Origin of the sequence: Tardiphaga sp. OK245 (genome assembly GCF_900108575.1) — a bacterium.
GTDB classification, from domain to species: Bacteria; Pseudomonadota; Alphaproteobacteria; order Rhizobiales; family Xanthobacteraceae; genus Tardiphaga; species Tardiphaga robiniae.
In genome coordinates this window covers 462,074-486,935 of record NZ_FNWZ01000002.1, presented here as the reverse complement: position 1 = coordinate 486,935, position 24,862 = coordinate 462,074, and the positions used below count along the sequence as shown (strand labels likewise).

Annotated in this window: 28 protein-coding genes; 24 read left to right on the top strand and 4 right to left on the bottom strand. The window is 59.9% G+C overall.

The window, feature by feature from the left end; translation table 11 throughout:
* Positions 1 to 5: 5 nt before the first annotated feature.
* A complete protein-coding gene (locus BLW80_RS08960; RefSeq protein WP_093757681.1) occupies positions 6 to 686 on the bottom strand; it encodes a spermidine synthase in 681 nt (226 codons plus the stop codon).
* Positions 687 to 1,111: 425 nt separating this feature from the next.
* Between BLW80_RS08960 and BLW80_RS08955 the strand changes: the two genes are divergently transcribed.
* Positions 1,112 to 1,441 (top strand): GCG_CRPN prefix-to-repeats domain-containing protein, encoded by a 330-nt coding sequence (locus tag BLW80_RS08955; protein WP_231078751.1) that lies wholly within the window; start codon positions 1,112 to 1,114, stop codon positions 1,439 to 1,441.
* A 160-nt stretch (positions 1,442 to 1,601) separates the two neighbouring features.
* Positions 1,602 to 3,128, top strand: a complete 1,527-nt coding sequence (gene hutH / locus BLW80_RS08950) for a histidine ammonia-lyase (protein WP_093757680.1) — start codon at positions 1,602 to 1,604, stop codon at positions 3,126 to 3,128.
* Positions 3,129 to 3,143: 15 nt separating this feature from the next.
* Here the strand turns inward: hutH and fliI are convergent, their stop codons facing one another.
* The 3 genes from fliI to BLW80_RS08935 are packed head-to-tail and all read right to left on the bottom strand — an operon-like array spanning position 3,144 to position 6,058.
* The gene (fliI, locus tag BLW80_RS08945) at positions 3,144 to 4,475 is read right to left on the bottom strand and encodes a flagellar protein export ATPase FliI (RefSeq protein ID WP_089263423.1); all 1,332 of its coding nucleotides are present in this window, start codon (positions 4,473 to 4,475) and stop codon (positions 3,144 to 3,146) included.
* Between the two features lie 28 nt (positions 4,476 to 4,503).
* A complete protein-coding gene (flgF, locus tag BLW80_RS08940) occupies positions 4,504 to 5,274 on the bottom strand; it encodes a flagellar basal-body rod protein FlgF (RefSeq protein ID WP_093757679.1) in 771 nt (256 codons plus the stop codon).
* A gap of 1 nt (position 5,275) precedes the next feature.
* The gene (locus tag BLW80_RS08935) at positions 5,276 to 6,058 is read right to left on the bottom strand and encodes a DUF1217 domain-containing protein (RefSeq protein WP_093758188.1); all 783 of its coding nucleotides are present in this window, start codon (positions 6,056 to 6,058) and stop codon (positions 5,276 to 5,278) included.
* 154 nt (positions 6,059 to 6,212) lie between these two features.
* On the opposite strand from BLW80_RS08935, the gene motA reads away from it, so the two are divergent.
* The 22 genes from motA to fliK all read left to right on the top strand — a co-directional run bounded on the left by motA (position 6,213) and on the right by fliK (position 24,850).
* Positions 6,213 to 7,118, top strand: a complete 906-nt coding sequence (motA, locus tag BLW80_RS08930; protein WP_256461226.1) for a flagellar motor stator protein MotA — start codon at positions 6,213 to 6,215, stop codon at positions 7,116 to 7,118.
* Positions 7,118 to 8,053 carry a FliM/FliN family flagellar motor switch protein gene (locus BLW80_RS08925; protein WP_089263426.1) on the top strand — a complete coding sequence of 312 codons (936 nt, stop codon included), beginning with the start codon at positions 7,118 to 7,120 and terminating at the stop codon, positions 8,051 to 8,053. The genes motA and BLW80_RS08925 overlap by 1 nt, the downstream gene beginning before the upstream one ends.
* Complete coding sequence (locus tag BLW80_RS08920) at positions 8,034 to 8,318, top strand: hypothetical protein (RefSeq protein ID WP_093757678.1); 285 nt, start codon at positions 8,034 to 8,036, stop codon at positions 8,316 to 8,318. The genes BLW80_RS08925 and BLW80_RS08920 overlap by 20 nt, the downstream gene beginning before the upstream one ends.
* Positions 8,319 to 8,351: 33 nt before the next feature.
* Positions 8,352 to 8,750: a flagellar motor switch protein FliN gene (gene fliN / locus BLW80_RS08915; protein WP_093757677.1), complete on the top strand. Its 399-nt coding sequence runs from the start codon at positions 8,352 to 8,354 to the stop codon at positions 8,748 to 8,750.
* A 12-nt stretch (positions 8,751 to 8,762) separates the two neighbouring features.
* Positions 8,763 to 9,800 carry a flagellar motor switch protein FliG gene (locus BLW80_RS08910; RefSeq protein WP_093757676.1) on the top strand — a complete coding sequence of 346 codons (1,038 nt, stop codon included), beginning with the start codon at positions 8,763 to 8,765 and terminating at the stop codon, positions 9,798 to 9,800.
* A 12-nt stretch (positions 9,801 to 9,812) separates the two neighbouring features.
* Positions 9,813 to 10,889: a flagellar biosynthesis protein FlhB gene (flhB, locus tag BLW80_RS08905; protein ID WP_093757675.1), complete on the top strand. Its 1,077-nt coding sequence runs from the start codon at positions 9,813 to 9,815 to the stop codon at positions 10,887 to 10,889.
* 93 nt (positions 10,890 to 10,982) lie between these two features.
* Positions 10,983 to 11,360, top strand: a complete 378-nt coding sequence (gene flgB / locus BLW80_RS08900) for a flagellar basal body rod protein FlgB (RefSeq protein WP_068729893.1) — start codon at positions 10,983 to 10,985, stop codon at positions 11,358 to 11,360.
* Positions 11,361 to 11,371: 11 nt separating this feature from the next.
* On the top strand, positions 11,372 to 11,788 hold the full coding sequence (flgC, locus tag BLW80_RS08895) for a flagellar basal body rod protein FlgC (protein ID WP_089263697.1): 417 nt from the start codon (positions 11,372 to 11,374) through the stop codon (positions 11,786 to 11,788).
* 2 nt (positions 11,789 to 11,790) lie between these two features.
* A complete protein-coding gene (fliE, locus tag BLW80_RS08890; RefSeq protein ID WP_068729891.1) occupies positions 11,791 to 12,111 on the top strand; it encodes a flagellar hook-basal body complex protein FliE in 321 nt (106 codons plus the stop codon).
* A gap of 9 nt (positions 12,112 to 12,120) precedes the next feature.
* Complete coding sequence (gene flgG, locus BLW80_RS08885) at positions 12,121 to 12,909, top strand: flagellar basal-body rod protein FlgG (RefSeq protein ID WP_093757674.1); 789 nt, start codon at positions 12,121 to 12,123, stop codon at positions 12,907 to 12,909.
* A 24-nt stretch (positions 12,910 to 12,933) separates the two neighbouring features.
* On the top strand, positions 12,934 to 13,410 hold the full coding sequence (gene flgA / locus BLW80_RS08880) for a flagellar basal body P-ring formation chaperone FlgA (protein ID WP_093757673.1): 477 nt from the start codon (positions 12,934 to 12,936) through the stop codon (positions 13,408 to 13,410).
* Positions 13,410 to 14,510 (top strand): flagellar basal body P-ring protein FlgI, encoded by a 1,101-nt coding sequence (flgI, locus tag BLW80_RS08875; protein ID WP_170849648.1) that lies wholly within the window; start codon positions 13,410 to 13,412, stop codon positions 14,508 to 14,510. The genes flgA and flgI overlap by 1 nt, the downstream gene beginning before the upstream one ends.
* Positions 14,511 to 14,576: 66 nt before the next feature.
* Positions 14,577 to 15,233, top strand: a complete 657-nt coding sequence (locus BLW80_RS30725; RefSeq protein WP_244528074.1) for a MotE family protein — start codon at positions 14,577 to 14,579, stop codon at positions 15,231 to 15,233.
* Between the two features lie 5 nt (positions 15,234 to 15,238).
* Positions 15,239 to 15,934 (top strand): flagellar basal body L-ring protein FlgH, encoded by a 696-nt coding sequence (gene flgH, locus BLW80_RS08865; protein ID WP_089263698.1) that lies wholly within the window; start codon positions 15,239 to 15,241, stop codon positions 15,932 to 15,934.
* Positions 15,935 to 15,946: 12 nt separating this feature from the next.
* Positions 15,947 to 16,432: a flagellar basal body-associated FliL family protein gene (locus BLW80_RS08860; protein WP_244528073.1), complete on the top strand. Its 486-nt coding sequence runs from the start codon at positions 15,947 to 15,949 to the stop codon at positions 16,430 to 16,432.
* Positions 16,429 to 17,166, top strand: a complete 738-nt coding sequence (gene fliP, locus BLW80_RS08855) for a flagellar type III secretion system pore protein FliP (RefSeq protein WP_093757671.1) — start codon at positions 16,429 to 16,431, stop codon at positions 17,164 to 17,166. The genes BLW80_RS08860 and fliP overlap by 4 nt, the downstream gene beginning before the upstream one ends.
* A gap of 222 nt (positions 17,167 to 17,388) precedes the next feature.
* Positions 17,389 to 18,642: a flagellin N-terminal helical domain-containing protein gene (locus tag BLW80_RS08850; RefSeq protein ID WP_093757670.1), complete on the top strand. Its 1,254-nt coding sequence runs from the start codon at positions 17,389 to 17,391 to the stop codon at positions 18,640 to 18,642.
* Between the two features lie 129 nt (positions 18,643 to 18,771).
* Positions 18,772 to 20,415, top strand: coding sequence for a flagellar basal-body MS-ring/collar protein FliF (gene fliF / locus BLW80_RS08845; RefSeq protein WP_093757669.1), 1,644 nt, complete (start codon positions 18,772 to 18,774; stop codon positions 20,413 to 20,415).
* Positions 20,412 to 21,107: a FliH/SctL family protein gene (locus tag BLW80_RS08840; protein WP_093757668.1), complete on the top strand. Its 696-nt coding sequence runs from the start codon at positions 20,412 to 20,414 to the stop codon at positions 21,105 to 21,107. Before fliF ends, BLW80_RS08840 begins: the two co-directional genes overlap by 4 nt.
* Before the next feature lies 1 nt (position 21,108).
* Positions 21,109 to 22,446: a MotB family protein gene (locus BLW80_RS08835; protein WP_093757667.1), complete on the top strand. Its 1,338-nt coding sequence runs from the start codon at positions 21,109 to 21,111 to the stop codon at positions 22,444 to 22,446.
* Entirely contained in the window at positions 22,443 to 23,630 is a 1,188-nt protein-coding gene (locus BLW80_RS08830) for a chemotaxis protein (protein WP_093757666.1), read from the top strand. Before BLW80_RS08835 ends, BLW80_RS08830 begins: the two co-directional genes overlap by 4 nt.
* A complete protein-coding gene (gene fliK / locus BLW80_RS08825; RefSeq protein WP_093757665.1) occupies positions 23,627 to 24,850 on the top strand; it encodes a flagellar hook-length control protein FliK in 1,224 nt (407 codons plus the stop codon). The genes BLW80_RS08830 and fliK overlap by 4 nt, the downstream gene beginning before the upstream one ends.
* Positions 24,851 to 24,862: the final 12 nt, after the last annotated feature.

Below are 24,862 nucleotides of genomic sequence, written 5' to 3'. Positions count from 1 at the left end.
GACGGCTATGTTTTTGGCTTCGTCGCCAGCCAGATGACGTGACGGGCGCCACCGCGTGTGCCGGTGGCGCGGATCTTGATTTCCTCGGCGTTGAAGCCTGCCTTGCCGAGGAGCGCCGTGAATTTGTCATAAGGAAATGACGACCAGACGGCCAGTACGCCGCCCGGACTGAGCGCGGCCTGGGCCGCGCGCAACCCTTTCAGGTCATAGAGCGCATCATTCGATTTTCGCGTCAGGCCTTCGGGCCCGTTATCGACGTCGAGCAGGATCGCATCATATTTGCCGCGTGCACCAGCGATGGCTTTAACGACATCGCCCTCGACAATCTCCACGCGCTCATCACTCAGGCTGTCGCCAGACAGCTCGGCCATTGGGCCACGCGCCCAGGCGACGATCGCGGGCACCAGTTCGACCACGGTGATCTTCGCCTTCGGGCCGAGCACCTTTAGCGCAGCGCGCAATGTAAAGCCCATCCCATAGCCGCCGATCAAAAGCCGCGGCGCCTTCATGTCCTTGAGGCGAAAGCAGGTGAGTGTCGCCAGCGCTTCCTCGGAGCCGAACAGCCGACTGCTCATCAACTCGTTCTGGCCGAGCTTGATGGTGAACTCTTGCCCGCGCTGCATCAGGCGCAGCGGCACGCCGCCGCCGGGTACTTCGGTCGTATCGATCAGTTTCCAGGGTAGCACGGGTGTCTTTCATCAAGCGATTGCGCGGCGGCCCGTGGTAGCGCGAGAACCGAGCTCCACGCAACTCAGCTATCATGCAAAGGCCTTGCGGCAATTGAAGTCGCTCGTGTCGCAGCACTTCGATCGCAGCGGGGGCGGATGCAGGGTTCCGGTCTCTGGAATAGCTCCAATACGTCGCTGCATCTTCGTTTAAAGGGAACTACACTGATGGAGTACTTCGTGCGGCAGCTCCGTTCGCCGTTCTTAACGGGCGGATAACTAACCGAACGGGTTGTGCCGGTGCATTGATAGAACGGAATTGTCAACGGTATCTGGTGCCTCTAAGCAGAATGAAGACCAATGCATCTTCGGGTTGCGCATCGCGCGGCAAGGCGAAGACGCTTTCGTCGGGGCCGAGTGATCTTCAACTCATCGAGAGGAATAGAATGACCAAAATTCTGCACATGATGGCGGCATGTCTCGTCGCCATGTTCATCGTCTCGACGCAGGCAAGTGCTGCGCCGATGATGGGCCAGAGCATCGCTGTCGAAGCGCACGTGATCCCGGTTGCGGGTGGTTGCGGTCCGAACGGCTGGCGCGGTCCCTATGGGGGCTGCCGCTATACACCTTATTACGGCCCACTCCCGGGCGGCTACTATCAGGAAGCTCCCGTAATGGGGAACGGCTGCCCTCCCGGTTACTGGCGCGGTCCGTGGGGCCACTGCCGCAACACGCCCTATCACGGCAATCTGCCGGGCGGCGGCTGGAAGCCATAAGGCAAACGTGACGCTGCGTCGCACGTCGCAGCGGACGATCTGACTGTCGATCAGCTGAAAGGCCAGCCGCAAGGCTGGCCTTTTTGTTGCGCGCAAACATTGAAGCGCAGCGTTGAATGTGTTGCCTTGGGCCATCTACGGATGGCCTGGAGACACTTTAATGACGATGCGATTCACACCGGGTACGGTGACGCTGGCGGACTGGCGGTCGATCTATCGGGGGGCAGTACCAGTTCTCGATGAGAGCTGTATTCCCCGCATCAATGCCAGTGTTGCGGCAGTTGCCCGGATCGTCGCCAAGGGCGAACCCGTCTATGGCATCAATACAGGCTTCGGAAAGCTTGCACATGTCGGCATAGAAGCCGAAAGCATCACGGCCCTCCAGAAAAACATCGTGCTGTCGCATTGCGTGGGCGTCGGCGATCCAGCGCCAGCGCCGGTGGTGCGGCTGATGATGTGCCTCAAGCTTGCGAGCCTGGCACAGGGTTTCTCCGGCGTCCGCATGGAGACGGTCCAGTTGCTCAGCGCCATGATTGCGCATGACATCACGCCCATCGTGCCCGCGCAGGGATCAGTCGGTGCTTCCGGCGATCTGGCCCCGCTCGCGCATATGGCGTCGGTCATGATCGGCGTCGGCGAGGCGCTGACGACGTCCGGCCGATTGCCGGCGACGGAGGCGCTCGCCAGTGCGGGTCTGCGGCCGATCGAGCTGCAGGCCAAGGAAGGACTGGCGCTGCTGAACGGCACGCAGTTCTCGACGGCCTATGCACTTGCGGGATTGTTCGAGGCTGAAATTCTTTTCAAGACAGCGCTCGTCAGTGGTGCCTTATCCACCGACGCCGCGCGTGGCTCGGATACGCCGTTCGATCCGCGCATCCATCAACTGCGCAAGCATGAAGGGCAGATCGTATCGGCCCAGGCATTGAAGGAACTTCTCGCCGGCAGCGCGATTCGCGAGTCGCACCGCACTGGCGACGTCCGCGTTCAGGATCCTTATTGCCTCCGCTGTCAGCCGCAGGTGATGGGCGCTGCGCTGGACGTTTTGCGACAGGTGGCCACCACACTTCTCACCGAAGCGAATGGCGTTTCGGACAATCCTCTGGTCTTTGCCGAGGACGATATCGCGATCTCCGGTGGCAATTTCCATGCAGCGCCGGTTGCCTTTGCGGCGGATATGATGGCGCTTGCGATCTGTGAGATCGGATCGATCTCAGAGCGCCGGATCGCCATGCTGGTGGATCCGGTGTTATCCGGTGTGCCCGCGTTCCTGACACCGAAGCCGGGGCTTAATTCCGGCTTCATGATCGCGCAAGTGACGGCCGCCGCGCTGGTATCTGAGAACAAGCAGCGGGCTTATCCGGCCAGCGTCGATTCGATTCCGACATCGGCCAATCAGGAAGATCATGTCTCGATGGCTGCCCATGCGGCGCGCCGGCTGCTGCCGATGATCGAGAATGCAATGGCCGTCATTACCATCGAGCTGCTGGCGGGCGCGCAAGGCTGTGATTTCCATGCGCCGCTCAAGTCCAGCGATCGTCTGGAAAGCGTTCGAGCACGGATCCGGGCAGACGTCGCCCATCTCGACGAGGATCGATATTTTCACGACGACATTCAGAAGTCGCTGCGCCTTGTGCGATCCGGTGCGATCGTCGCGGCAGCCAATCTCGATACGATCCCGGGTGTCTAGAACGCGGGAGCGCAGTTAGCCGATTGCGGTCTTGATCACGCTGAGTAATTCCTGGAACGGCTCCGCGCAGGACGGGTCGGTCGGGTGCTGTTGCAGCACGTCGTAGATCTTGGGCACGAGCTGGACGGCCTGATCGAGTTCACTGTCGCGGCCGGGCTGATAGCCGCCCATCAGGCGAAGGTCGCGGGTGTCCTCAAAGCGGGCGATCATGGCGCGCAGCTTACGCACCAGATTAGCTTCCTCCGGCGACCACACATGCTGGCCGAGGCGCGACACCGATGACAGCACATTGACGGCCGGATAGCGGCCTTGATCGGCGACGTCGCGATCGAGCATGATGTGCCCGTCCAGCGTACCACGCACCGTATCTGCCACGGGCTCGTTGTGATCGTCACCATCGACCAGCACGGCAAAGACGCCGGTAATGGAGCCCTGGCCTTCGAGGCCCGGTCCTGAACGCTCCAGCAGCCGCGGAAGTTCGCTGAAGACACTCGGCGCATAGCCGCGTGCGATCGCCGGCTCGCCGGTAGCGAGCGCGACTTCACGGGATGCGTGGGCGAAGCGCGTTACCGAATCGACGATCAACAGCACCGATTCACCGCGATCGCGGAAATATTCGGCGATGGTCATCGCCGTCTTCGGCGCCAGTCGACGCATCATCGGGCTTTCGTCGCTCGTTGAGACGACTGTGATCGCGCGGGTCTTGTGATGGACCAGCGATTCTTCGAGAAATTCACGTACTTCTCGTCCACGCTCGCCGACAAGTGCAGTGACGACGGTGTCGAAGCCGGCGCTGCGTGCCAGCATCGAAAGAAGGGTGGTTTTGCCGACGCCGGAACCAGCGAAAATGCCGATGCGCTGGCCGATACAGAGCGGTGTGAAGAGATCCACGACGCGGACGCCGGTACGGAGCGGCTTGCTCACGCGCGAGCGGCTCATCGCTGGCGGGGGATTAGCATCCGTTTGCATCTCGCGCTCGCCGACCGGCATGTCGCCGGCGCCATCCAGTGGCTCACCGAGCGCATTGATGACGCGACCTTTCCAGGCCGGATGTGGAGACAGTGTCTTGGGAGGCATTCGGAAGGCGGGAACGCCGAGGCCGGCAGCAAAGTGGGAATCGAATGGTTTGGCCGTTACGCCGTCAGTATCGATCCGCACGACCTCACCGAGATGAACCTGCTTGTCGATTTCCAGTCCGATCAATTCCCCGAGCCTGACATAGCGCGATAGGCCGGAGACGCGAAAATGTGTCGGCGTCACCTCGGACACCATGCCACCGACACGAACCGTGGGCACGTCCCGGCGCAGGGTTGCGATGGTCGATTCGAGTTTTTCAAGCGCGTTCATCGAGCTCTCCCGCCGGTCACATCAGGCATCAGGCTTTTGGATCGCCCAGCGTGCGAATGGCGTTCTGCATGGTACTTTCGGAATTGTCGATCAACGAGCTGACGCTCTGGAAGGTGCGCTGTGCGGTCATCATCTGCGTGAGTTCTGTCAGAGGATCGACATTCGATCCTTCGACGTAGCCCTGCTGGAAGCCGACCGTGACGAAGTCGAGCGCGGTGGTCGCCGGCTTGCTCGGAATCACGCCTGACGTTCCGAATCGTTCCAGCTTTGCGTCCGGAGCGATGTCAAACAGGCCAAGCTGACCGACCTGGATTCGGCCCTGCGAAATGGTGCCGTCGCGCACGATCGTCAGCGGGCCGGCGTCGGGATCGACGATGATCGGCGTGCCGCCTGAATCGAGGATTGGATAGCCGGTGAGGGTCTGAAGCTGCCCGTTGATGTCGATCTGCATGCGGCCATCGCGCGTATAGACGGTGCCGTTCGGCCCAGCAAACGCCATCCACGTCGTGTGGCCGGGATCGGGGCCGCCGGGGTACGCGGCCATGCTGTTCCCGGTGACCGCCACGTCCAGGGTATTGCCGGTCTGGGTGATAGCGCCTTCCTTGCGGGAGATGAAGTTTTCGCCGGGCGAGGAGAACGCGACCGCCTGCGTTGCCGCGCGCGACATTGCAGTCTCGAACTTCACCGCGTCGGCACGGAACGCGGCGGTCTTCATATTGGCCATGTTGTTGGCAATGGTTTCGAGTCGCTTCTCGAGCGAGACCTGGGCCGAGAGGCTGACATAGAGCGCTGATTGCATTTTATCGTCCGATTTTCAGGTTCTGCAGGGTGGTCAGCACATCCGTGCTGAGGCCCATTTCGAGCGGCTGCGTGATGAGGGTGCTTGAAGCCGACTGGGCGGTGGACGTTCCGTTCTCCATCTCCCACATCACCGAAAAACGCTGCAGGAACGTCTGCAGCTTTTCGGGGGTCTGGAAATCCGCGATGTCGACTTTCGCGCTGAGCATGTTCGCCTGTTTGTCGACATCCGCCATCGAGGTCATCGGTGAGATGCCAAGCGCGATCTGGGCGACCTTGATCAACGCCGGATCAGCAAGAATCTGATAGATGCTGGTGATCTTGGGCGCCTTGCGCTCGAAATAGAGTGCCAGACGAACGCCTTCATTTTGCGATCCGGCGTCTTCCTCGAGTTGCTGCCGGACGTATTTCTCGACGGTGCCGACCTGCGCGGCGGTCGTGCTCGTCGCCTGGTCACCCAGTTTGGCAAAGTCGAATGCAGTGGCGAACTCGCGGTAGCGGGCGTCGGAAAGCTTGTTGGCGAATGTGGTCGAGCTGGCAACACCTTCCGTAAGAACCTTGCGCATGAACGCCTTGGCATAGGTCATGTCGCTCAACCCGTACGCCTTCATGGCATAGCTGAACAACCGATAGTCGCCGATGAATTCGTCGATCGTATTCACATCGCGGATGTGTGACAGGTAGTATTCTGTGTCCTTCGACACGTCCGGCTTCTCCATCGTCTGCTGCAACGATTTGACGATATTCTTGGAGATCAGCTGGTAGCTTGCGATTGTCGAGACCATCGGCAGTGGGTTCCCAGTCTGCGGGCGCATGCGGCGAGACTGGCCTCAAACTCCCCGCACAAGCTTGCGCGGGGCTGGCCGCCGCAGGCCGATGTCAGCCTCGTGCAAGCATCGTTGCCTAAGTGAATCGTATCCTCAATTTGGAGCGGTGCGCTTGAGCATTCTCTTTGGCGTCATTATTACACTCGCCAGTCTGATCGGCGGCTTCACCGCGATGGGCGGGCATCTCAGCGTGATATGGCAGCCCTGGGAGTTCGTCATCATCATGGGGATGTCGCTGGGCACCTATGTCATTGCGAATCCCTGGAAAACCGTGGTCGACACCGGCCGCGCCACCGTGCAGGCATTGACGGTCGCAGTGCCGAAGCAACGCCATTACCTCGATCTGCTCGGGCTTCTGCATTCTCTGATGCGCGAGGTACGAAACAAGGGTCGCAACGAGGTGGAAGCTCATATCGACGATCCATCATCGTCAGAAATATTCACCGCCTTCCCGACCGTTCTCGCCAATGAGCCGCTTCTGCACTTCATCTGCGACTACTTCCGCCTGATCATCATGGGCAGCGCGCGGCCGCATGAGATCGAAGCGCTGATGGACGAGGAAATCGAAACCATCATTCGCAGCAAGATGAAACCATATGGCTCGCTGATGATGGTGGCCGAAGGACTGCCGGCGCTCGGTATCGTCGCCGCGGTACTCGGCGTCATCAAGGCGATGGGCGCTCTCGACCAATCCCCGAAATTGCTCGGCGGCTTCATCGGCGCAGCTCTGGTCGGCACATTCGCCGGCATCTTCTTGTCCTACGGTCTTGTCGCGCCGCTGGCCCACAAGATCAAGCTGGTGCGCGAGCAGCGCGCGCGGATGTATGTAATCGTCAAGCAGTCACTGCTCGCCTTCATGAACGGGGCCCTGCCGCAGATCGCGATCGAACACGGCCGCAAGATGATCGGCCCCGGTGAACGCCCGTCGATTGATGTCGTCGAAAGCGAAACCATCTCCGGCGGTCCCGCGAAGGCGGCACCTGCTGAATCCTCGGCGAAAGCGGGAGCACGGGCCTGATGTCAGAAGTAAAGTCAGGCCGCGTAGATCAAGGATCAGATCAACTTTTAGGGGCTGCCGGAATTTCCGTCGAACGCATGCCGATGCTGCATGTGATTTTCGACCAGATGACGAATCTTTGTGCCGAAAGCCTGCGATCCATGTCGCCCTCGCAGTCGTATTTCTCGTTAAGCAGCGTGGGCAGCGATCGCCTCTCCGATATCCTCGATCGCTATGAGGGCGAAGCCATTGCCGCGGTGTTCTATGCGCAAGCATGGGATGCGCGCATCCTGATCGGTTTCGATCGCGATTTCGTCTACACCATGATCGAGCTCCTGTTCGGCGCCGATGGTGCGGAGCCGCCGCTGGATATGCCGCGGGTATTCTCGAATGTGGAGTTGCATGTCGCGCAATCGCTGTTCGAGCGCTTTGGCAAGGCGTTGCAGGCGTCATTCGACCGCGCATCCGACGTGACGTTCAACCTGGAACGTGTCGAGACGCGCATGGACTATCTTGCGATCGGCCGCCTCAACAACATGGCCGTGTGTGCGAAGATCCTGCTGCAGGGTCTCGATCGCGGCGGCGAGATGTTCATCGTCATTCCGCACGCAGCGCTTAATCCGATCCGGCAGTCGCTGTCGCAGATCGTATCCGGTGAGTCGGCATCCACCGATCCGAACTGGAGCCGTCAGCTGCACAGCGAGATCAAACGGACTGAAGTCGTTCTGAAGGCGGTTCTCGAAGAGCGACAGTTTACTCTCGGCGAGGTCGCGAAATTTCACGTCGGCCAGGTGCTCAAGCTTAACGCCACGCCGGACACGATGGTTCGCCTCGAATGCAATGATCAACGCCTGTTCTGGTGCCAGCTCGGCCAGATGAATGGCGTCTATTCACTGCAGGTCAAGGAATCGGCCGACCAAAAACGGGAATTTATCGATGGTATCCTCGCTCGTTGACATCATCCTTTTTGCGGCTCTGCTCTTCACGAGCATCCGCGTTACCAAGATGCATCGTGAACTCGTGAAGTTGCGCGCACATCAGGGGGAGTTCACTGCGGTGGTCGGCAAGACCAATGAGACGGTGGACGACATGGTATTGATGGTACGCGAATTCAGTTCGGACGGACGGCAAATGGTTCAGGCGCTTGGCGACAAAATAGATGAGGCGCGCAAAGCTATCGCGGAAATCGATACTCGCACTGCGGCACAAAATCCGGCTTAGGCCACGATCTGAGTTTTCAAGAAGGCAGGGGATATGAAGCAACCATTCGATATCGATCCGGTAAGCGCAGCGATCGCTACAGGCGCCGACCCGCTCAAGGCTGACGGCGCGTCGTTCGGAAAACTGGCAGATCTTGCAGCTCGCGCTGCCGAGGAAACCAGCCGGCTGACAAATCTTGAACCTATCCTGCGCATCCCGGTCACGGTGCAGGTGCTGCTCGGCTCAGCGACCATGCCGGTCGCGGATCTGATGAAGCTTGGCCGCGGCGCAGTGATCCCGCTCGATCACCGCGTGGGTGAGCCTGTCGAGGTCGTCGTCAACGGACGCATCGTCGCGCGCGGTGCGGTCGTGGTCGTGGAAGACGAAAATTCGCGTTTCGGTGTATCGCTGACGGAAATCGTCGGAGGAGCGGCCGGGGATCCGGACGCTTAAAGAGATTTTCCCATGGCATTCAATGCACCTGCTAAGCGCGCCGGCACCAGCATCAAACCGCTGGGTGGCACCGAGAAAGCGGCAGCTCTTCTACTGGCCATGGGGCGTGAGCTCTCGGGCGGCCTGCTTCGGGAGTTCGATCCCGAAGAGATCAAACTGGTCACGCGCGCGGCGGCCGAGCTCAAGCCCATCTCGGGGCCTGAGCTTGAGGCGATCATCGAGGAATTCGCGCAGAATTTCTCGGAAGGTCCGAATATCTTCGGCACCGTCGGTGAGCTGGAGAAGCTGCTGAATGGCGTGCTGCCGCCGGAACAGATTACTGACATTATCTCCGAAGTTCTGGGCAACAAGACGAAGTCGGTGTGGGAACGCATCTCACTCGTGTCCGAAAGCCTGCTCGCCAACTATCTCCTCAAGGAGCATCCGCAAACGGCTGCACTCATTCTCTCGCGGGTGAAGCCGGCGTGTGCTGCCCGCGTGATGAGTCATCTTCCGCCGGATATCCGGCACGACTTGATGCGGCGTATGCTCAGCCTCAAGCCTGTTGTCGAGGATGCCATGGGCATTATCGAGAAAACGATGCACGAAGACTTCATGATCAACTTCGCTCGGAACCTGGCATCCGACACCTATCCGCGCATGGCTGACATCATCAACAAGATGGAGCGGACGCAGATGGAGGAATCGCTGAAGAACCTCACCGAATCGCGGCCGAAGTCGGCCGAGATTCTGAAGGGCATGCTGTTTACCTTCGACGACATCGTGAACCTGACCGCCAAGGCACGCATGCTGATCTTCGATCAGGTGCCGACGGACCGTGTGGTGATGGCGCTCAAGGGATCGGATACGACATTCCGCGAGCTCATTCTGTCGTCGCTCGCCTCACGCACCCGTCGTCTTGTGGATCACGAACTGGCAAACGGTATCCCCGCCAATCAGCGCGAAATCCTGGATGCCCGGCGCGCCATTACCGATCTTGCGCTCGATATGGCCGGACGCGGCGAAATTGAACTCAACCCCGATCAAGAAGATCAGCCGGTATTCACCTGAAGATAGAGCATTGTGTCTGACGAACCCGATAAGGACAGTAAAACCGAAGAGGCGACAGAGAAGAAGGTTCGTGATTCCGTTGAGAAGGGCCAAATCCCGGTCTCGCGCGAAGCGCCGATTTTCGCCTCTATGCTCGCACTGCTGATTATTCAAAGCTTTCTGACCACCGACAACGTCAGAAAGCTGACTTTCACTTTAGCCCGATTGATCGACGATCCGTCGGGCATCCGCATCCGTAATGGAACGGATGCTATTGAGTTGCTCACCGCGGTCGGTATGAGTGCGGCGGGACTGGTTATTCCGATTGTTATCGTCCTGATGCTGGCCGGGCTGGCATCATCTTTCCTGCAGAACGCACCGCGAATTGTGTTCGATCGCATCCAGCCGGAAGCCTCGCGCATCTCAATAGCGAAAGGTTGGGGCAGAATCTTCGGCGCGCAGGGACGTGTGGAATTCGGAAAGTCGGTCTTCAAGTTCGTCGCTATCAGTCTGGTCGTGATGATCGTCCTGCGGGCTGAGGAGGCCGTGGCCGTGAATGCATTGTTTAGCGATCCGGCGGCCGTTCCGGAATTGGTGCTGACTACCGCAATGCGGCTTGTCTCCGCCATCAGCATTGCGACCATTGTCCTGGTGTCGCTCGATCTCGTCTGGGCACGCTTCCATTGGCGCCGCGAACTGCGCATGACGAAGCAGGAGATCAAGGACGAGTTCAAGCAGGCCGAAGGCGATCCGATCGTCAAATCGCGGTTGCGTTCGTTGGCGCGCGATCGCGCTCGCAAGTCGATGCTGGCGGCCGTTCCGCGCGCCACGCTGGTGATCGCGAATCCCACGCATTACGCGATTGCGCTGAAGTACAAGCAGGGCGAAGACGCTGCGCCGACGGTACTTGCAAAGGGGCAGGACCTGATCGCGCTGAAGATCAGAGAAATCGCCGAGAAGAATGGTGTTCCGGTGGTGGAAGACAAGATGCTGGCGCGCTCGATGTACGATGTCGCATACATCGACAAGATGATTCCGTCGGAGTTTTTCCGCCCTGTCGCGGAAATCATCTACTTCCTGCATTCGCGCAAGCAGAAGACGAACGCGTAAGCGCTCCGCGCATGTCGTGATGCGCATCTCCAGCCTCGGACAAGTTTCCATTTGTAAACCATGATCAAGGAATCATGTTTGCCTGGGGGATAAGTGGGACCCGTCTATCTCTTCGATGTTGCCTCATCGCATGAGCGATGGCTGTCGCTGCGGCAGTCCGCAATCTCGGCGAATGTCGCCAATGCGAACACGCCGGGCTATCGCGCGCAGGACATTGAACCGTTCAACAAGATTCTCGAATCGAAAGTCGTGCCTGTGACGGTGACGTCGCCGGCGCATATCACGACCGGCTCTTCGGTTGAGGCCCAGGGCATGCGCAAGGAAAAGAGCTGGGAGACCGTTCACTCCGGCAACTCCGTCAGCCTTGAGCAGGAAATGCTGAAGGCCGGCGACATCAATCGCGATTATTCGCTGAATACGGCGATCGTCAAATCGTTTCATCGCATGTTCATGACAAGCATGAAGACCTGAGGGAAATGACGATGATTGATCCGTTGCAAGCATCTGTTCAGATCGCAAGTTCCGGCCTCGAAGCGCAGTCGACCCGCTTGCGTGTCGTGTCGGAGAACCTTGCTAACGCCAATTCAACCGGGCGCACGCCAGGCTCGGATCCGTATCGCCGCAAGACCACGACCTTCACAGCCGAGATGGACCGTGCCGCTGGTGTGCGCATGGTCAAGGTGAAGGATGTCGGAACCGATCAGGCGCCGTTCCGCGTGGACTATGAGCCAGGCCACCCGGCTGCCGATCCAACGGGTTATGTAAAGTTGCCCAATGTGAACTCGTTGATTGAAATGGGCGACATGCGGGAAACCAACCGGTCCTTCGAGGCCAACCTACAGGTCATCAAACAAGTGAGATCCATGGTGTCGATGACCATCGATCTCTTGAGGAGCTAACCATGCTTGAAGCGGTATCCTCAGTCATCAGCAGTGCTGGCGAGCTCGCCAAAACCAGCGAAGTCATCAATTCCGCGACACCCGCGGTGCAGCCCGGTGCGGCCACCGTCGGTTTCAACAACGTCCTCGAACAGGTCGCAGCCGATGCCATCGGTTCGATCAAGGCCGGCGAAGCCGCGTCGATCCAGTCCATCCACGGCAAGCTCTCGGCACAGAAGGTGGTCGAGGCGGTCATGTCTGCCGAACGGTCATTGCAGATGGCTGTCGCCGTCCGCGACAAGGTCGTTCAGGCGTATCAAGAAGTCAGCCGAATGGCGATTTGAGGTTTAATCATGAGAGCTCTGGCCATTGCTGCCACCGGTATGGGCGCGCAGCAGCTTAATGTCGAAGTGATCGCGAACAATATCGCGAATATCAATACGACCTCGTACAAGCGCTCCCGCGCGGAATTCACCGATCTGTTCTATCAGATCGACCGCGCACAGGGCGTGCCCAACCGAAGCGGTGAGGGTGCGGTGCCCGAAGGCGCGAAGCTCGGTTTAGGCGTCCGTTCGGCTGCCGTGCGCAAGCTGCATCTGCAGGGAGCCATGGCGCAAACCGGCAACACCTACGATCTCGCCATCAATGGTCGCGGCTGGTTCCAGATCGCAGGCCCCAACGGCGAGACGCTCTATACGCGCGCGGGTGCGTTCAACCTGAATGAAAACCGCCAGCTCGTGACGCCGGACGGCTATCTGGTGACGCCTGCGATCATTGTCCCGCAGAATGCTGTGGATGTCACTGTCAACGAGTCCGGCCAGGTCTTCGCGAAGGTCGACGGGACCGTTGCGCCTGTTCAGCTCGGGCAACTCTCGCTCGCGAACTTCTCCAATGAAGCCGGTCTGGACCCACTCGGCGGAAATCTCTATCGCGAGACGGTCTCATCCGGCGTGCCAGTTGTCGGTTTCGCGGGCGACATTGGCTACGGCAAGTTGCATCAACACTATCTCGAGAGCTCGAACGTCGATCCGGTGAAGGAAATCACCGAGCTGATCTCGGCGCAGCGTTCCTATGAAATGAACTCAAAAGTCATCCAGGCGGCTGACGAGATGGCATCAACCATCTCGAAGGGCATGCGGTAATCCACAGAACGGGATCTCGGCCTGATGCGCGCAGTTACCATCATTACCCGCTGGGTCGTGAGCCTCGTGCTCGCGGCCGGCATCACGGGCGTCGCAAATGCTGCGGAAGATGCCGTCCGCTATCCCGTGCCGGCCACGGCGATCTATCCCGGTGACGTCATCCGGGATGAGATGATTATGGATCGCAATTTTGCGCCCAATATTCAGGGCGCAAGTGCCTTCATCAACGACCGTGCGTCCCTCGTTGGCCGCATCGCGCGTCGTACACTGTTGGCGGGGCACCTGATTCCGATCAACGGTCTCGAAGATCTGAAGGCCGTCACCCGCGGGGCTGTGGTGAAGGTGCTCGTCGAGGATGATGGGCTCATTATCGTCACCTATGCAACATCCCTGCAGTCCGGCAGTGCCGGCATGATGGTGCAGCTTCGCAACCTCGATACCGGCGTCACTATCCGGGGCATCGTCCAGCAGGACGGATCAGTACGGATTCAGAACGGATGATGCTGCGTCTCCTTTGCGGTCTCCTGCTTTCGCTTTCGATCTCGGCGGCAGATGCCGCTGTGCGTGTGAAGGACATCGCCAATCTCAAGGGCGTGCGGGAGAACCAAATCCTCGGCTATGGCCTCGTGATCGGCCTCAAGGGCACCGGCGACACGTTGCGCAACGCACCGTTCACCGAACAATCGCTGCAATCGATGCTCGACAATATGGGCATCAATATCCGTGGCACCTCGTTGCGCACGCGCAACGTTGCCGCCGTCGTTGTGACGGCCGATCTGCCGCCGTTTGTCGCGGGTGGTTCGCGAATCGACGTCGCGATCTCGTCATTGGGCGACGCATCATCCCTGCTTGGTGGAACGTTGGTGATGACGCAGTTACGCGGCGCCGATGGCGAAACCTATGCTGTCGCGCAAGGTGCTATCGCTGTAGGCGGTTACAACGTCGAAGGCGCTGCACAAACGCTCAGCCAAGGTGTGGCCACAGCTGGCCGCATTCCAAATGGTGCGCTGATCGAACGAGAGGTTAAGGGCCGCTTCAGCGAGATGGAATCGCTCATCCTTGAGTTAAAAAACCCGGATTTCGTCACCGCAACGCGCATCATGGATGCGATCAACGCGCATGGCAGTGGCCGTTACCAAAAGGCGGTAGCCTTCGAACGCGATTATCGTACTATCGTACTGTCCCGACCGCGTGGCACTTCGCCGGTGCGCTTTATCGCCGAGATCGAGGAACTGCTGGTCGAGCCGGATACGCCGGCGCGGGTCGTGGTCGACGAACGTACGGGAACAGTGGTCATCGGCCGGAATGTACAGATTTCGACGGTGGCGGTGACCCATGGCAATCTGTCCGTGAGAATCACCGAGGCGCCGATCGTGTCGCAGCCGTCGCCGTTTGCCCGTCGTGGTGAGACCGTGGTGGTACCGCAGACCTTCATCGAAGCGAATGAGCCCGGCGCCAAGATCGCAATTCTGCGCGGCGCCGATCTGCAGCGTTTGGTGCGTGGTCTCAATCAGATCGGGCTGAAACCACAGGGGATCATCGCGATCTTGCAGGCGATCAAGGCGGCTGGTGCGCTTCAGGCGGAACTCGTCATCCAGTAAGGCGCGGGTCAGCGTCACGCAAGCCAAAGCGTGCAACGCTCGCTCAGCTGAATCACGAGAACACGAATGGCGCGCGTCGCAAATCGATCGATCAAGTTTCTCATGCTGGTCGGTATGGTGCTGTCCACACAAGCATCGGCCGAACCCGAGCAGAAGCTCTCAAAGCCGCTGAACCTTGGTGAATTTGCAAAGACGCCGCAAGTTGCGCGCCCCCGCCCGGCTGCAAACAAGCAGGACCCGGTGGTGCGTCCGCCTGCCGATTCGGCGCTGATCACGGGCGCCATCGACAAAAAGGATAGCGCAGCCGCGAACTCCCAGGAATCCGACGTCGCCCGCTTTTGCAGCAACATCGCAGATCAGGCGCTCGATGCCCGTGTGGCGTGGCAGCAGAAAGAGCTGGAAGCCACTGAATCCAAGCTGAAGCTGCGCATTGCCGAACTTGAGGCCAAGCGAGCCGAATATGAGGAATGGCTGAAGCTGCGCGAAGAATTTCTCAAGAAGGCGGAAGACAGCGTCGTTGAAATCTATTCGCGCATGAACCCCGAAGCTGCGGCGCAGCAGATCGCCAGCATGGCCGACGATACGGCAGCTGCCGTACTTGCCAAGCTGAGGGTCCGCGTCGCCAGCGCGATCCTCAATGAAATGGAACCGGCGCGCGGCGCACATCTCGCCGACACACTCGCCGGGATGCGTCGCACCGACGACGGGAAAGCCAAGAAATGATGTGGTTGAGAGTGATTCTGATTCCGGTCGCACTGTCGTGCCTGACCGGCTGCGCCAGCAATCTCGCCGAGGTTGGCCAGGCACCCTACATGTCGCCGATCGGCAACGGTATGCAGGTCGATGCGCGCGCAATTCCGATCGAGCGGCGCGCCTATCGTAGCGCGGGCCCTCACTCGATTTGGAATGACCGCAAGGACCTCTATCGTGATTCGCGGGCGACGCGGGTCGGTGATCTTCTGACCGTGAATATTCTGATGAACGACAAGGCGATCCTCGACAACAAGACGGATCGGTCGCGGGACTCGCAGATCAAGGTGGAGTCCGACTATTCGGCCAATATTGCCAAATGGCTCTCGGCCGGAAATTTCGACACCAACGTCAAATCCCAATCATCGAACAAGGGCGCTGGCAAGATCGACCGCAATGAGGAAGTGCGCTTCTCGGTCGCTGCAGTCGTTGTCGATGTGTTGCCGAACGGAAATCTCTTGGTTAGCGGTTCGCAGGAGATGCGCGTCAATTACGAAATGCGCATCGTCAATGTCGGCGGCATCGTGCGCCCGATCGATATCAGCCGCAACAACACCATCGCCTATGAGAAGATCGCCGAAGCCCGCATTTCGTATGGCGGGCGCGGCCGGTCCATGGAAGTGCAGCAGCCGAACTGGGGTCAACAGGTCTACGACCAGGTTGCGCCGTTCTGATGAGGATCGCTCATGGCCGATGACACCGCGAATGAAGGCCAGCGCCCCGGGTTCATGCAGTGGTTTGGCGCCCTGCTGCTCGTCACGGCGCTCTCGGTCGGGGCTGGAGCGCTGGCAAGCTTGCATTTGATGTCGACGTTCCAGCGCATCAGTGAAAACCAGAAGGAAGTCCCGGAGAAGCCGATCTCGTCGGCCTTCAATGCCAATGATCGTCTGCGCAAGATCACACCGGTCGTGACCAATCTGGCGGCGCCGCCAAATGCCTGGATCCGCATGGAGGCCTCGATCGTGACCGATAAGTTGACCGAGGAGGAGGCGAGTATCGTGGTCGCCCGCATCGGCGAGGATGTCGCAGCCTATCTGCGCACGCTCACACCGACGCAGATCGAGGGCGCCCGCGGTCTGCAGTATCTACGCGAAGATCTGAACGAACGCGCGCTTACGCGTTCGAGCGGGAAAGTACGTGAACTGATCATCGAGACATTGGTGGTGCAATGAAGCGTATTATTCCGATCCTGCTTCTGCTGGTGCTTTTGCCGAGCGCTGCAGTGGCGCAGGTTCCGGATCTGTCGACCTTGCTTCCGCAGGGCGAGGGTAGTGCCAGCGGCCGAATCATCCAGATGGTCGCGCTGCTGACGGTGCTGTCACTGGCGCCAGGCTTGCTCATCATGGTGACGAGCTTCACGCGCTTCGTTGTCGCACTCTCATTCCTGCGCACAGGGCTTGGCCTGCAGACTACGCCGGCGAACATCGTGATGATCAGCCTTGCGCTGTTTCTCACATTCTATGTCATGGCGCCGACCTTCGATCGCGCGTGGGTGAACGGCCTTCAGCCCCTGATGAAGAATGAGATCACAGAGCAGGAGGCCTATTCGCGGGTCACAGATCCGTTCCGCGATTTCATGCTGCAGCATGTGCGTGAGAAGGATCTGCAAACCTTCGAGAACCTTGCTGCCGAGAGCATGAAGATAAAACTCGAAGGTCAGCGGATCGATCTGCGAATCATCATTCCGGCTTTCATGGTGTCGGAACTTCGCCGCGCATTCGAAATCGGCTTTCTTGTCGTCATGCCGTTCCTGGTGATCGACATGATCGTCGCAACGCTAACGATGTCGATGGGCATGATGATGATGCCGCCCACGGTGTTCGCGCTACCGTTCAAGGTACTATTCTTCGTATTGATCGACGGCTGGAATCTGCTCGCAGTCGGTCTTGTGAAGTCGTTTCTCTAGATCATTTGATTCATCACAAGGTAAGTGACGAATCAAATGATCGCTGTTAACTATACGAGCCGCCGCTCCCTTCAGCTTTGGGTAAGGTTTGGCGGCTAGCTTGCAATTCACGACAGGTTGGGTCGATCAGAAATCGACATCCCAAAGGCATGATGCCGCCCTCTCGTACCGGTGAAAGTCCGGTATGTCCCCAGCAAATCAATCAAATTAAAGGGACATACGATGTCTAGCTTGATGACCAACTCCCAGGCCATGACCGCACTGCAGACTCTGCGTTCGGTTACGTCCAACCTCTCCACCACGCAGAACCGCATCTCCACCGGCTATCGCGTGTCGACCGCGTCGGACAACGCCGCCTACTGGTCCATCGCGACCACGATGCGTTCGGACGTTCAGGCTCTGGGCGCCGTGCAGGACGCTCTCGGTCTCGGTGCCGCGACCATCGACACCATGTATACCGGCCTGAGCGCGACCGTTGACGTCGTCTCGTCGATCAAGGCCAAGCTGGTTGCTGCCCGTACGCCGGGCGTTGACCGTGCGAAGATCCAGAGCGAAATCACCGAACTCCAGAAGCAGCTGAAGAACACCGCTGACAGCGCCGTGTTCAACGGTGAAAACTGGATCTCGGGCGACTCGACCTCGGCCAGCTACAACGCGACCAAGAGCGTCGTGTCGTCGTTCTCTCGTGCCGGTGGCGCTGTCAAGATCGACACGCTCACGGTCGACCTGAACGCCGTCAAGCTGTACGACGCCAATCTGGATACGGCCTATAACGCCCAGGCCTTCCCGACGGGCACCACTACCGCTTACGCTGCTGCGACCGACGTCGGCGGCAACATCACCGTGACGGTTGGTACAGCTCCTGCGATCAATATCGCAGTTGCGGCCAAGACCTCGCTCTCCGACATTGCCACCGCGATCAACAAGCTTGGCATTGACGGTCTGTCGGTCGGCGTCAACACCGCCGGCACGCAGCTCGCATTCAAGAGCCGCAACGACTCCGACATCGTGATCAACGCCGCCGTTTCCGGCCTCGGGCCCAATGTCACGCTGACCGCGATCGTCGGCGCCGTCGACACCAAGAAGGGCATTCTCGACGCCACCATGGATGCCTATACCGGCGCTGCCTGGGAGACCTTCAGCGTTTCGTCGCTGGATATCTCGAAGCTCACCGACAACGCTTCAGACCTCGCCAAGCTCGAGACCTATATCTCGGGTACCGACAAGGCGCTGGCCAAGATCACCGACTCGGCTACCAACCTCGGTGCCATCAAGAACCGTATCGGCCTGCAGCAGAACTTCGTGAAGACACTGACCGACTCGCTCGATCGCGGTATCGGCCAGCTCGTCGACGCGGACATGAACGCCGAATCGACCCGACTCCAGGCTCTGCAGGTCCAGCAGCAGCTCGGCATCCAGGCGCTGTCGATCGCCAACTCGGGCAGCCAGAGCATCCTGTCGCTGTTCCGCGGTTAATCGCTCTCGTATCGTGAATAGGAATGGCCGCGACCAATCATGGTCGCGGCCATTTCGCATTCAGGCTCTCCGTAACCCTCGGACAAGCTTCACAATCGATGATCGATTCGGAAGTGGGCAGGGGTATTTATGGTCAATCGCGAGCACGCGCAGAAGCTCTGGAACAATCTGCTTGAGCTGGGTACGAAGCGTCTCATTCTGCTCGCGGTGGTTGGCCTCGCTGTGTTCGGCGGCGTTGGCGGCGGCGCGTACTACATAAGCCGACCGGAATACAATGTCCTCTATTCGGGTCTTAGCCGCGAGGACGTGACGCGTGTCAGCTCGGTGCTGCGCGACGCGAATATCGCTTTCGATCTGAACACGGCGGGCGATACGGTCTATGTTCGTCCGGGACAGACTGCGCAGGCGCGTACGCTGCTGGCCGACAAGGGTCTGCCCAGCACCACCGGCGGCGGTTATGAGCTGTTCGACAAGATTGGCTCGCTCGGCCTCACATCGTTCATGCAGGAAATCACGCGCGTACGCGCGCTCGAGGGCGAGATTGCGCGGACGATCCAGGTTCTCAAGGGAGTCAAGGCAGCCCGCGTTCATATCGTGATGCCTGCGCGGGGCTCATTCCGGCGTGAGCAGTCGCCGCCGTCGGCCTCGGTCGTATTACGAACGGATGGTCCGGCGGATGCACGCACGGCACGTTCGGTCCGTCATCTCGTGGCCGCGGCCGTGCCAGGAATGACCGCGGACAAGGTCACCGTGCTCGACAGTGACGGTTCGCTGCTTTCCGACGATGACGGCAGCGGCAGCGTCGGGGCAACGCCGACCACGATGGCCAATTTGCAGAAGGTCGTCAGCCGCTCGATCCAGGAGAATGTGAGCCGGGCACTGACACCCTATCTGGGGCTCGATAACTTTGAGGTCAGCGTTGCGACCCAGCTGTCGACCGACAAGAAACAGACTAACGAGACGGTCTACGATCCGGATTCGCGGGTGCAGCGCTCTGTGCGCGCCGTTCGAGAGAAGGAAACGTCGCAGAGCCTCGATCGGCAGCAACCGACAACCGTTCAGCAGAACCTGCCAGATCAGCAGGTCAATGCGACCGGCGCCAAGAATCAGAATGACGAGAAGCAGCGCCGCGAAGACATCACCAATTACGAAGTGTCGTCGAAGACGGTGACGACCACGAGCGATGGTTTCGTGGTGAACAAGATGTTCCTTGCCGTTCTGGTCAACCGGCCGCGTCTCATTGCGAGCCTTGGCGACAAGGTGAGCGATGCTGCGATCGAAGCCAAAGTCGCGGAGATCTCGCAGATTGCTGCGACCGCAGCTGGCATCGATCGCCCGCGCGGCGACCAGATTCAGGTTTCGGCGGTCGAATTCATGGAAGGTGCGCGCGATCTCGCGCCGGTGCCGTCGATCACCTTCACAGAGGTGATGATGCGCCAAGCGGGCAGTCTCGTGAGTGCCATCACCATTCTAGCTGTGGCCGGCATGCTGATCTGGTTCGGTCTGCGCCCGGCAATCAATACGATCCTGGCCAGCGCGAAGACGGACGAGACGACGCAGTTCCAGGCAGAGACGAATGCGCTGCTCAGTGGCGGCAGCACGATGGCGACCGCGGCTCTGTCAGGAGGCGAGGCTCCGCCCAATCTCATCCAGGATGTCTCGAGCAGTATGCAGAATACGCCGCAAAAGCGGCTGGAACAGATCATCCAGCTCGATGAGAAGCAGGCGGCAGCGATTCTGAAACAATGGATCAGACAAGAGGAAGCGGTATGAGCGCAGAGCAAGTCGCACGTCTGATCGCCGATTTCGATCGACCGGAGCCGCCAAAGACGCGGAGCCGCGTCGTTCCGTTCGACCATCTGCATCACTCCAGCCTGCAGCCGCAACATCAGTCGCTTCTGCAGAAGGCAAAGCAGCAACCGTCGTTTCAACCGCAGCCGCAGATGCAGCCAAAGCCGCTCCCCGTGCAGGAGGATGATGGCTATGAGCGCGGTCGCGCCGAAGGCTATGCGAGTGCACTCGCCGAGTTCGAACAGCGCATGGAGCAGGAGAAGCAGGCACTTGTGGCGCAGGCCGCCGAAGAACGGCAGCAATTTCTCAACGAGACGGCGGCCAAGCTCGCCGGTGATATCACCGAAATGGGCGATCAGTTGCAGGGAAGAATCGCTGGCGTAGCCGCTCGACTTCTCGAGCCGCTCATCAGTAACGCCGTACAGAAACAGGCCGTCACTGCGTTCATCGAGCATCTGTCGTCAATCACGACCGATAGCCGCCGCCCGGTCCTGCGCATCACCGGTCCATCGGACTTGCTCGAATTGATCCGCAGCAAGCTCGGTGTCCGCGCCATTGCATCGGAGTTGCGTGCCGGCCCCGAAACAGAAGCGTCGATTGTCGTCGACCAGATCGTGCTTGAGACCCAGCTCAAGATATGGACCGAGCGCTTGAAAATGGCGGTCCAAAGCTGAGATGGCCGATCCGCTTCCGCCAGAAATAGTGATCATCCGCCGCCGCAGTTCGCTTGAGAGCGGCGAGACGAAGAATAGTGTCTGGAAAATCGCTTACGCCGACTTCATGACGGCGATGATGGCATTCTTCCTGGTGATGTGGCTGATCAATGCCACCAATCAGGAAACGCGTGAGAGCGTTGCCAACTATTTCAATCCGATCAAGCTGACGGACTCGACGCCGGATCGTAAAGGCATCAACGATGCCCGGCGGGTTGACCCCGGCAAGGCCGTGGAAGGCGAGAGCAAGTGGCCGCATCCGGAGCCAGGTCAGCCGACGGATTCGCTCGCGCGTCCGCAGCCTCCGCAACCACGCTATGGCGAGGCGACGTTGTTTCGCGATCCTTATGCGGTGCTGTCAGAGATTGCCGGCGGTCCTCCGCGTCCGGGACAGACCAGCGCGGCGCTCGACCCAAATCGCAAGGAAGGGTTGAAGGGCGGAGAGGCCTATCGGGACCCCTTCGATCCGATCAACTGGCCAATGGCGTCGATCTCGTCGCTCGAGAAGAAGCTGTCGGGGCGCAAGGACGCCGGCAGCCTTCCATTCGGTGAGGATGTTGCTGCTGCGACGAGCGAGGGCCAGGAGCCGCGCCCGCTCGATGCCAAGCCTGATGCCACCGGCACCCCGGGTCAGGAAATGTCCGGATCGAATTCAACTCCCGCGAAATCCGACAAGCAGGAGGCACCGAAGCCCGCCGGGTTGTTCGCCGACGATGGCGACAAGCCCAATCCGGCAGCGGGTCGCCCGCAACCGGCGCAGGCTGACAAGACCGCAGCGCCGGCTGACAAATCTCAGGGGCAGCCTGACAAGGCGCCAGCCCAGGCTGAAAAGGCCCAGCCGATGGACGCCGCCAAGCTCCAGGCCGCGATCTCGGCGGCATTGGCGGCAATTGGACCGGCGCGTCCGGTGGCCGAAGTGAGGGAGACCCCCGAGGGACTCCTGATCAATCTGACGGATGACGTGAATTACGGAATGTTTGCCAACGGCTCGGCCGAACCTACGCCCGGTCTCGTTCGTGCGCTCGACAAGATCACGCCGATGATCGCGCAAAACCGCGGCCAAGTCATCGTGCGCGGTCACACCGATAGCCGGGTCTATCGCACATCGGAATATGACAATTGGCGGCTTTCGACCGCGCGTGCGCATATGGCGTATCACATGCTGGTGCGCGGCGGCCTCGACGCCGGGCGGGTCGAGCGCATCGAGGGCTATGCGGACCGCCGGCCGAAAATTCAGAATGATCCGCTCGCCGCGCAGAACCGGCGCATCGAACTTCTGATCCGTGCTCCCATATTATGACTAGCGCCAGGATCATTGCAGCAACGCTTCTAGCCTGTCTTGGCAGCGCACATGCGCAGTCGGTGGACGACCAGATGCGCGAGCCATATCAGATGGTTCGTTCATTGCAGATGCTGCAAGATCAGATCGCACGCGGTGATCTCGACGCTCATAATTCCCAACCCGCCCTGCTGAAACGCCTGGGTGAGAACTTCCTAAAAGCCGATGCTGCCGTCTGGAAGGAGCCACGCAATTCGCGCGCAGCTGTCACCTTCCTCTTGAGTGGCGGGTCGCCGCAAGTGGTGGCGAGCCTCCGCTCCCGCAACGTGCTGAATATTGACGAGGCCATTGTCGATGGCGCTATCGCCTATGTCGAAGGGCGCACGGACGAAGCGAAGTCGAAGCTCGCCAATATCAAGCCACGCAGACTGCCTGCGGCGCTCGGTGCGGAGATTGCGCTGGTGCAATCGGCACTGGTTGCGCAGGACGACCTGAAGGTCGCGATCGCATTGCTCGACGAGGTGCGGTTGATGATGCCGGGCACGCTGGTCGAGGAAGCGGCACTGCGTCGGGAGATTTTCATCGTCGGGCAGGACGACGACTTCGACAAGTTCGAAGCCCTCGCGGTGCGCTACTTTCGCCGATACAGGCATTCTATCTATGCAGGCAATTTCCGCCAGCGCTTTGCGCTCTCTGTGGCACGCTTCAGCTTCGTGCAGCGTCCCGATCGTTTCCCGCGTCTTGTCGCCGTGCTCGATCATCTCGACCGGGCGAGCCAGCGGGCACTCTATCTTCTAATTGCAAGAACGGCATTAGTTCGCGGCAAGACTGAAATGACGGTGCTCGCCGCCGACCGTGTATTCGCATTGTCCGATGACGACAGCGCCGAGCGTGTACGCGCGCGCCTGTATCGTGCCGCGGCACGCGTTGCCACATCTGCACACAGTACGGCAATCGCCGAGCTTGAGCAGATCGACAAGGCAAAACTATCCGAACGTGATGTCGAACTGCAAACCGCGGCGCTTGCCATTGGACTGAATGTTCGAAAGGCGCTGCCGGAGGCAAAGGCCAGGAGCGACGGAAGCAGCGAAGCGAAGACGGCTATGCGGCCGCGCATTGATTTCAGTCGCTCTCTCGCTGCCGTCGATCGCGCGCAAAAGCTGCTCGATGCGTCGCAGGAGCAATTAAAGGAGAAAGCCCGATGAACAATGCAGATCTCCTAATGGCAGCGCTCCGCCAGACAGCGGCCGGAAAGGCTGGAGCGAAAGGTGGGTTGAACGGCGGTGCCCATGCCAAGGACGGCAAGGAGAAAGCCGATCATTTTCGCGAGCAGCTCCGCCTGGTCTCAAAGGAACCTAAAACAGTCACGCCGCATGTTATCAAGACAGCTGATGACGCGAAAATCGTTGACGCTAAACCTGTGCTCGACGCGGCATCCGTTCTTGCGGAATTGACCGGTGAAGTCGCGCAAAAGCCGAACGTCAGTGACGATCAAACCGATGATGACGATTCGAAGGCCACGAAGGGAGAGGAGGGGGCGACAAAATCTGCCCTCTGGCGCGGACCGGATCCTGCGCTCAGCGCGGTGATGGCCAAACTCGATCACGCGCATTCACCTTTGGCAAGCGATGACAAGGCGGCGTCTCGCATTTCGGTATCGGACGTGAAGGCAGATGATGCTCCGCGCGATCCCACGAAGCTCATTCTCGCTGCAACGGCCGACGTACCTGACGCCGATGCGGCCGCCACGCAACGGTTCACGCTGACGGCCGAGACGACGGATACGAAGCCGCTTCCGGTTGCGAAAGCGGCCGTCCGTGAGCAAGAGACGCATTTCGAGCCCGTGCAACAGGTCACGACGCTGCAGAAGATCGTCGATCGGATGGCGGCTGATCTGGCGACCGTCGCATCACCTGAAGGGGCTCGCGCGGCCGACGCGTCGGGGCTCGAAACGAACAAAGTCGCGGATAGCCGGCCGGTGCGCATGATGACGCTCGAACTCGATCCGCCCAATCTCGGCTCTGTCACGGTGAAGATGCGGCTTGCCGGCGATTCTGTGGAGATTCACCTCACTGCGGATCGCTACGAGACCACGCAGATGCTGCGACAGGAGCGCGGTGCGCTCACCGACGCCATGCAGTCGGCTGGCTACACCTTCGACATCGCAGCGATCGATCATACCCGCACCCCCGACGCAAATCTGAACAACGGTCAGCAGCAACAGCAAGCGCCGTCCGATCAGCGTTCTTCGCTGCCGTCGTCAGGTGGATCGCAGGCGGACGGTGGTTCTTCGGGCCGGTCGTCCGGCGATGCGCAGAGCGGCGCACGGCATAACAGGCAGGATCATGAGCAATCGCCAAGGTCGTCCGAGCGGCAGCAGGATCAGAATGGCAATCGGGTTCGCAGCAGCACTGTGTATATCTAGCGCTGCGACTGA

Excerpts from the sequence above, each read along its gene's own strand:
- BLW80_RS08925 (WP_089263426.1), top strand. The coding sequence starts at position 7,118 with ATGTCAGAAGTAAAGTCAGGCCGCGTAGATCAAGGATCAGATCAACTT.
- BLW80_RS08935 (WP_093758188.1), bottom strand. The coding sequence starts at position 6,058 with ATGGTCTCGACAATCGCAAGCTACCAGCTGATCTCCAAGAATATCGTC.
- hutH (WP_093757680.1), top strand. The coding sequence starts at position 1,602 with ATGACGATGCGATTCACACCGGGTACGGTGACGCTGGCGGACTGGCGG.
- BLW80_RS30725 (WP_244528074.1), top strand. The coding sequence starts at position 14,577 with ATGGCGCGCGTCGCAAATCGATCGATCAAGTTTCTCATGCTGGTCGGT.
- fliP (WP_093757671.1), top strand. The coding sequence starts at position 16,429 with ATGAAGCGTATTATTCCGATCCTGCTTCTGCTGGTGCTTTTGCCGAGC.
- BLW80_RS08830 (WP_093757666.1), top strand. The coding sequence starts at position 22,443 with ATGACTAGCGCCAGGATCATTGCAGCAACGCTTCTAGCCTGTCTTGGC.
- fliI (WP_089263423.1), bottom strand. The coding sequence starts at position 4,475 with ATGAACGCGCTTGAAAAACTCGAATCGACCATCGCAACCCTGCGCCGG.
- BLW80_RS08835 (WP_093757667.1), top strand. The coding sequence starts at position 21,109 with ATGGCCGATCCGCTTCCGCCAGAAATAGTGATCATCCGCCGCCGCAGT.
- flgI (WP_170849648.1), top strand. The coding sequence starts at position 13,410 with ATGCTGCGTCTCCTTTGCGGTCTCCTGCTTTCGCTTTCGATCTCGGCG.
- flgF (WP_093757679.1), bottom strand. The coding sequence starts at position 5,274 with ATGCAATCAGCGCTCTATGTCAGCCTCTCGGCCCAGGTCTCGCTCGAG.
- BLW80_RS08860 (WP_244528073.1), top strand. The coding sequence starts at position 15,947 with ATGGCCGATGACACCGCGAATGAAGGCCAGCGCCCCGGGTTCATGCAG.
- BLW80_RS08850 (WP_093757670.1), top strand. The coding sequence starts at position 17,389 with ATGTCTAGCTTGATGACCAACTCCCAGGCCATGACCGCACTGCAGACT.
- flgA (WP_093757673.1), top strand. The coding sequence starts at position 12,934 with ATGCGCGCAGTTACCATCATTACCCGCTGGGTCGTGAGCCTCGTGCTC.
- BLW80_RS08840 (WP_093757668.1), top strand. The coding sequence starts at position 20,412 with ATGAGCGCAGAGCAAGTCGCACGTCTGATCGCCGATTTCGATCGACCG.
- fliK (WP_093757665.1), top strand. The coding sequence starts at position 23,627 with ATGAACAATGCAGATCTCCTAATGGCAGCGCTCCGCCAGACAGCGGCC.
- flgG (WP_093757674.1), top strand. The coding sequence starts at position 12,121 with ATGAGAGCTCTGGCCATTGCTGCCACCGGTATGGGCGCGCAGCAGCTT.
- flgC (WP_089263697.1), top strand. The coding sequence starts at position 11,372 with ATGATTGATCCGTTGCAAGCATCTGTTCAGATCGCAAGTTCCGGCCTC.
- BLW80_RS08920 (WP_093757678.1), top strand. The coding sequence starts at position 8,034 with ATGGTATCCTCGCTCGTTGACATCATCCTTTTTGCGGCTCTGCTCTTC.
- BLW80_RS08910 (WP_093757676.1), top strand. The coding sequence starts at position 8,763 with ATGGCATTCAATGCACCTGCTAAGCGCGCCGGCACCAGCATCAAACCG.
- fliF (WP_093757669.1), top strand. The coding sequence starts at position 18,772 with ATGGTCAATCGCGAGCACGCGCAGAAGCTCTGGAACAATCTGCTTGAG.
- fliE (WP_068729891.1), top strand. The coding sequence starts at position 11,791 with ATGCTTGAAGCGGTATCCTCAGTCATCAGCAGTGCTGGCGAGCTCGCC.
- fliN (WP_093757677.1), top strand. The coding sequence starts at position 8,352 with ATGAAGCAACCATTCGATATCGATCCGGTAAGCGCAGCGATCGCTACA.
- BLW80_RS08955 (WP_231078751.1), top strand. The coding sequence starts at position 1,112 with ATGACCAAAATTCTGCACATGATGGCGGCATGTCTCGTCGCCATGTTC.